Here is a 6,219-nt window from a genome sequence, read left to right as displayed (position 1 = left end):
CTATGTGCAGGTGGGCGCCTTCCTCGACCCCGCCAATGCGCGCAGCGTGCGCCAGCGGCTCGCGGCTCTGGGCCTGCCTGCCGCGGTGGCCGAGGGCGGGGCGCTCGAGATCGTCCTCGCCGGACCTTTCACCGAAGAAGCCTCTGCCCGTGCCGCGCTGCGCCGCCTGCGCGGGACGGGCTTTCGCGACGCATTCCTCCGCTAGAGACAAGGCGAACGAAACCCGGGCAGTCATAAACCTCGCCCCTCCGCTCGGCGGAGGGGCGTTTTTGTTGGGGTCTCGGCTGGTCGGAAGGCAGATCAGACGCAGCCCTTCGGCCTCTCCGCAAGCCCGGTCGTCCGCGCTTCGTGAATGGCGGGCGCTCAGTCGGTGCAGATGCCCTGCAGGCTGACCCAATCCTCGTCCGTCAGCACGGGCTTGTCTTCCGACGCGCCGAGCTCGTCGGCCTCGACCAGACCCAGCATCGACTCGCCCGTCGGATCGACGGCAAAGGCATAGGGCGTGGCCGACACGCCCGCCTCGCCGAACCGGGCTGCGAGCAGCTCGTCAGCGAGCGGCGCCGGCGTCCCTTGCAGAAGCTCCGCGGCATAGCCGTCCACGGAGTCGGACGGCAACTCGCCGGTGGCCAGCAGCCGGAAGGTTGCGGCGAGCCCCGCATGGTCGAGGACCGGGATCAGCGGATCCTGCAGGCTCGCCCGGAGCTGCTCGGCCAGAGCATAGCCCGCGAGCACCTCCGGCCCGTCCGCCGCTTCGACCATCGCGCGCGGGAAGATGATCTGCCGGTTCGGCACATGGACCGGCCGCCGCACCCCTTCGCGCACCACGAGGATCGTCATCCGCTCGTTGCCGAAGATCCGGCGCGCGAGCCGCTCGGCCGCGCGCCGGCCCAAGGGGGCCGCGCAGGGCTTGCCCGTGACGCGGATCATGTCCGCCAGCACCAGCCGGCCGATCTCGGCGCGCGTCGCGGGAGGCACCACGGCGGCCGTATGGTCGACCAGGGCGCCCGGCAGCCAGAAGATGCCCAGACCCAGCAGAACCGCCGCGAGGCCGCCGAGAACCGATCCTCTCAACCGTCCCGGCCGCGGGCGTGTCGAGCCGAGGGCCTCTCGCACCGTCCCGAGGGCCGCGATCATGTCGCCGTCCTCGATCTCGAGGGTCTCGTCGGAATCCTCGCCCGGCGCGTAGAGGGCAGGCTGCTCGCCCGGGTTCAGCCGCTCGACGGCCGGCAGCGACCAGTGCGACAGCGCGAGCTCGGTCGCCGGGTCGGACATCGTGAGCGACGCCTCGCCGAAATTCACGACCACCTCGCGCCGCTGCGCGTCGGGCGCGCTGCGCCACAGGCCCGTGCATTCGAGTTTCTGGTATTTCTTCAGCGCCGTCATGCGCGCGTTCGGCCCCGGCCCTGAGTTCCTGCCGCGCGACGATAGCCTGCCTCACCGCCAGTCACAATCACCGCCGCCCCTCAACGGGCGTCTTCCGTCTCCGTCACGGCGAGCTTGGCCACGGCGCGCAGTTCGAACTTCTGGATCTTGCCGGTCGAGGTCTTGGGCAATTCGCAGAAGATGACCTGCTTGGGCGTCTTGAAGCCTGCCAGACGCTCGCGGGCGAAGGCGATGATCTCCTCCTCGGTGGCTTCCCGGCCCCGCTTCAGCTCGACGAAGGCGCAGGGCACCTCGCCCCAGCGCTCGTCGGGCTTGGCCACCACGGCGCAGAGGCTGACCGCCGGATGATGGGCGATCACGCCTTCCACCTCGACCGACGAGACGTTCTCGCCGCCCGAGATGATGATGTCCTTGGCGCGGTCGGTGATCTTGATATAGCCGTCGGGATGCTGGAAGGCGATGTCGCCCGAGCGGAACCAGCCGTCCCTGAAGGCTTCGGAGGTGGCTTCGGGATTCTTGTAATAGCCCTTCATCACCATGTTGCCGCGCATCGCGATCTCGCCCAGATGGACCGTGTCGCGCGGGATCGGCTGGCCGTGGGTATCGTGCACCTCGGCCCCTTCGAGGGTCGCCATGGCGACGCCGGTGCGGGCCTTCAGGGCCGCGCGCTCCTCGCCCGCCGTCTCGTCCCACTCCGGCTTCCAGATACATTCGGTGGCCGGGCCATAGACTTCGGTCAGCCCGTAGACCTGGGTCACGTTGAAGCCGAGCGGTTCGATGGCCGCCAGCGTCGCGGCCGGGGGCGGGGCGCCCGCGGTGAAGACCTCCACCACCTGATCGAAGCTGCGCCGGTCCTCGGGGGCTGCATTGATGAGCGTGTTGAGCACGATGGGCGCGCCGCCGAAATGGGTCACGCCCTCGTCGGCGATGGCCGCATAGATCGCCTTCGCGGTGATGTCGCGACAGCAGACGACCGTGCCGCCCAGCATCGGAACCATCCAGGTGTGGCACCAGCCGTTGCAGTGAAAGAGCGGCACGATGGTCAGGTAGACCGGATAAAGCTGCATCCGCCAGGCGATGGCATTGCCGTAGGTCGAGAGATAGGCGCCGCGGTGGTGATAGACCACGCCCTTCGGCCGCCCCGTCGTGCCGGAGGTATAGTTGAGCGCGATGCTCTCCCACTCGTCCTCGGGCATCACCCAGGGCGCCCAGGGGTTGCCGCGGGCCATGAGCTCCTCATATTCGAGCACCTCGCCCGAAGGAGAAAAGCCCGCCTCGCGGTCGCAGACCTCGACGAGGATCGGCGCCTTTCCTTCCAGCCGGGCGCAGGCATCCTTCGCGAGCTTCAGGAAGGCCGTGTCGCAGAGCAGGAGCTTCGCCCCGCCATGCTCGAGGATATAGGACACGGTATCGAGATCGAGGCGCGTGTTGATCGCGTTCAGGATCGCACCGCAGGCGGGCACGCCGAAATGGGCCTCGGCATGGGCGGCGATATTGGGCAGGAGCGTCGCCACCACATCGCCCGGCTGGATGCCCATGCCGGCCAGCGCCGAGGCGAGGCGGCTGACGCGGGCGTGATATTCGCCGTAGGTCAGGCGGATCGAGCCATGCACGAGAGCGGTGCGGTCGGTATGAACTTCCGCCGCGCGCCTGAGGTGCGACAGGGGTGTGAGCGCCGCGTAATTCGCCGCGCATTTTTCCAGCCCGCGCTCGTCCGCCAGCCAACCCATTGCAACGCCTCCCCTCGTTGTTCCGGATATGTCGTTTTCCGGCGCGCAGAATGGCGTGGGATAGGCATTTAGGGAAGGGCCGAACGAGGAGGGGGCGGATGATTTCTCAGGACCGGACGCGGGCTGCTGCGGGCTTCATCCTGCTTTATGCCGTGGTGATCGGATTTACGGACAATTATGTGCGGGTGATCGCCGACGAGGCGGGGCTCTGGCAGTTCCATCTGACGCGGTCTGTCATGGCGCTCGCGATTCTGGCCGCGGTGGCTCCGGCCCTCGGGCTGCGGTTGCGCCCCGTCGACTGGCGGCGCGTCGCGGCGCGCTCGGCCATCCATGGCACGGCGATGCTGATCTATTTCGGCGCGCTGGCCTTCCTGCCTGTGGCGCAGGTGGCCGCGGGCCTCTTCACCGCGCCGATCTTCGTCCTCGTCATTTCGCGCTTCGTCTATGGCGAGCGGATCGGGCCCGTGCGGGGGCTGGCGGTGCTGACGGGATTTGCGGGCGTCCTCCTCGTGCTCGGCCCCGAGGCGATGGCGGGCGCGAGCTTTGCCGCGGGTCTGCCGGTGCTGGCGGGGCTGCTCTACGGGATGGGCAACATCGCCACCCGGGCCTGGTGCCCGCAGGAGAGCGCGGCCACGCTTCTGGGCGGCTTCTTCGTGGCCCTGGGCGTGCTGGGAGCGGCCGGCCTCGCGGTCCTTGCGCTCGTGCCGCTGCCGGTGCCGGCGGGGCCGGACGGCTTCGTGATGAGGGGCTTCGTCGTCCCCTCGCAGGACTTCTGGTTCTGGACCTTCGTCCAGGCCGCGGGCTCGCTCTTCGCGGTGGGCATGATGATCCGCGCCTATCAGGTGGCAACGGCAAGCCGGGTGTCGGTCTTCGAATATGTCATCCTGCCCGCCTCGGCGATCTGGGGCTGGCTTCTGTGGGCCGAGCGGCTGTCGCCGGTCGCAGCCGCCGGCATGGCGCTGATTGCCCTTGCGGGCATCGCGATTGCGCTGGGCTCCCGCCCGCCCGCCGCCACGGCGACGCCCGCATGAGGGTCAGGGCGTCACGCGCAGCGCCACCGCCCGGCTCGGCGTGGTGCCGGGCTCGCCGGGCATCGAGACGTAGGGCTCGGTCATCTCGGCCAGGCCTGCGCGTCCAGAGGCCACGGCGGCCTCGAGGGCGACCGCGAAGCCGCCCTGCCAGAGCGACTCCTTCACCGTGAGAACGATCACGCCGCCCGGGCGGCAGATCCGGAGCAGCTCCGGCAGCGCTTCGGCGCCGACATGGCCGGTGGTGAAGACGCCGGTCGAGATGATGCCGGCGAAGGCGCCGTCGCGGAAGGGCAGGGCCGCGCCGAGGGGCAGGTTGTGGCAGCGGGCATAGATCCCCTTCGCGCGCGCGACCTCGAGCATTCCGGCCGAGATGTCGAGCGCCTCGACCTCGGGATAGCCCACGATCTCCAGCCATTCGCCAAGCAGTCCGGTTCCCGCGCCCGCATCGAGCAGCGGCCGGGCGCCGCGCGGCAGGTGGCGCGCCAGAAGCGCCACGCCGATGGCGGGATGGCGGTAGCCGGCGCGCGCCATCTCGCTTTCGTAGGTCTCGGCCCAGCGGTCGTAGAGGGCCGCCACCTCCTGCGGTCCGGCCGCGCCATAGACCGCCCCCAGATGCCCGTGATGCTGCGCCATTCCCGCTCCCTCACACCGCCACCGAACGGGGCGATGATAGCGGCAGGATCGATCGTGAGAAACTTGGGCGAAAGGGAAAGGGCTGCGGCATGGCAGCCGCTTTCGGCGGAGCCGGCAGGCCCGGCCGCACAGGGCGGCCGGGCCGAGGCGGGTCAGACCAGCGCCAGCGAGATGGCCGGCACGAAGGTCACAAGCAGGAGCGCCACCAGAAGCGCGAGCAGGAACGGCCATCCGTCGCGCATGAAGTCCGCGAGCTTCGCCCCCGTGAGGTTCGTCACCAGGAGCAGCACCGTTCCCACGGGCGGGGTCAGCGTGCCGATCGAGAGGTTCAGGATCAGCACGATCCCGAAATGCACCGGGTCGATGCCGAGCTGCTGGACGACCGGCTTCAGGAGCGGCACGAGGATGATCATGAGCGCCGTGCCCTCGATGAACATGCCGAGCACGAGGAGCATCAGGTTCACGGCGAGCAGGAAGAGCCAGGGGTTGGTGGTGAGGTTGGTGATGAGCTCGGCCATCGTGATGCCCGCGCGCTCCATCGAGAAGATCCAGGCGAGAGCCGAGGACGTCATGATGACGAGAAGCACCGCCGAGGTCTGCCGCGCCGTCTCGGCGAAGGCCGCGCCCACATCGGCGAGCTTCATCTCGCGGTAGAGGAAAAGGCCGATGCCGAGGGTCACGATGGTGGCCACGGCGCCCGCTTCCGTGGGGGTGAAGATCGACAGGCGGATGCCGCCCACGATCACCAGCACGAGGAACAGCGCAGGCCAGGCGCCGATGATCGTCTGGCGCGTCTCGCGGGCGCTGGGCCAGCTGTCGCGCGAGGGCTTGAGGCCCCGGCTGCGGGCGTTGAGCCAGACGGCGAAGATCAGCAGGGCCGCGCACATGAGGCCGGGCAGGATGCCCGCGGTGAACATCGAACCGATGGAGACGTCGGCCACCAGCGCATAGATGATGAGCGCGATCCCCGGCGGGATGATCGGCGTGATGAGCGAGCCGCAGGCGGTGATGGCGGCGGCGGCGCCGGCGCTGTAGCCCTGACGGCGCATCTCGGGCACGAGGATCCGGCACATCATCGCCGCATCGGCGAGGTTCGAGGCCGAGATCCCGCCCATCAGCGTGGAGAGCATGACGTTCGTATGCCCGAGCCCGCCCGTGAGCCGCCCGACCATCAGGTCGGCGAGTTTCAGCAGGCGCCCCGCGATCCCGGTGGTGCCGAGCAGCGTGCCCAGCAGCACGAAGAAGGGGATGGCCAGCAGAGAGGTGTTCTGCGTGGGCGAGATGATGCGCTGCACGGCGATGGGCAGCGGCACCGTCGAGAAGAAGACGAAATAGGCGACCACTGCCGCGAACATGGCGAGATAGATGCGCATGTTCAGCGCAAAGAGCGCGAACATCAGCGCGATGACGATGAACCAGGTCATTTCCGTATCCGGGACAGA

The 6,219-nt window shown here is 69.1% G+C and carries 6 protein-coding genes; 2 read left to right on the top strand and 4 right to left on the bottom strand.

What is annotated here, in order from left to right:
• Window positions 1-205 (top strand): SPOR domain-containing protein (locus A9O63_RS06465; protein ID WP_141703048.1); only part of this gene is annotated, 205 nt, incomplete at its 5' end.
• 158 nt (window positions 206-363) lie between these two features.
• Here A9O63_RS06465 and A9O63_RS06460 read toward each other — a convergent pair.
• On the bottom strand, window positions 364-1,383 hold the full coding sequence (locus A9O63_RS06460; RefSeq protein WP_069331183.1) for a hypothetical protein: 1,020 nt from the start codon (window positions 1,381-1,383) through the stop codon (window positions 364-366).
• An 80-nt stretch (window positions 1,384-1,463) separates the two neighbouring features.
• On the bottom strand, window positions 1,464-3,113 hold the full coding sequence (locus A9O63_RS06455) for an acyl--CoA ligase family protein (RefSeq protein ID WP_069331182.1): 1,650 nt from the start codon (window positions 3,111-3,113) through the stop codon (window positions 1,464-1,466).
• Between the two features lie 98 nt (window positions 3,114-3,211).
• Between A9O63_RS06455 and A9O63_RS06450 the strand changes: the two genes are divergently transcribed.
• Window positions 3,212-4,144: a DMT family transporter gene (locus A9O63_RS06450; RefSeq protein ID WP_069331181.1), complete on the top strand. Its 933-nt coding sequence runs from the start codon at window positions 3,212-3,214 to the stop codon at window positions 4,142-4,144.
• Between the two features lie 3 nt (window positions 4,145-4,147).
• Here the strand turns inward: A9O63_RS06450 and A9O63_RS06445 are convergent, their stop codons facing one another.
• Together A9O63_RS06445 and A9O63_RS06440 are read right to left on the bottom strand one after the other, a co-directional pair.
• Complete coding sequence (locus A9O63_RS06445; protein WP_009564549.1) at window positions 4,148-4,777, bottom strand: class I SAM-dependent DNA methyltransferase; 630 nt, start codon at window positions 4,775-4,777, stop codon at window positions 4,148-4,150.
• Between the two features lie 152 nt (window positions 4,778-4,929).
• Window positions 4,930-6,201, bottom strand: coding sequence for a TRAP transporter large permease (locus tag A9O63_RS06440; RefSeq protein WP_009564547.1), 1,272 nt, complete (start codon window positions 6,199-6,201; stop codon window positions 4,930-4,932).
• Window positions 6,202-6,219: the final 18 nt, after the last annotated feature.

It is taken from the genome of Cereibacter johrii (assembly GCF_001720585.1).
Taxonomy (GTDB): Bacteria; Pseudomonadota; Alphaproteobacteria; order Rhodobacterales; family Rhodobacteraceae; genus Cereibacter_A; species Cereibacter_A johrii.
This window is presented reverse-complemented; position numbering and strand designations above follow the sequence as displayed.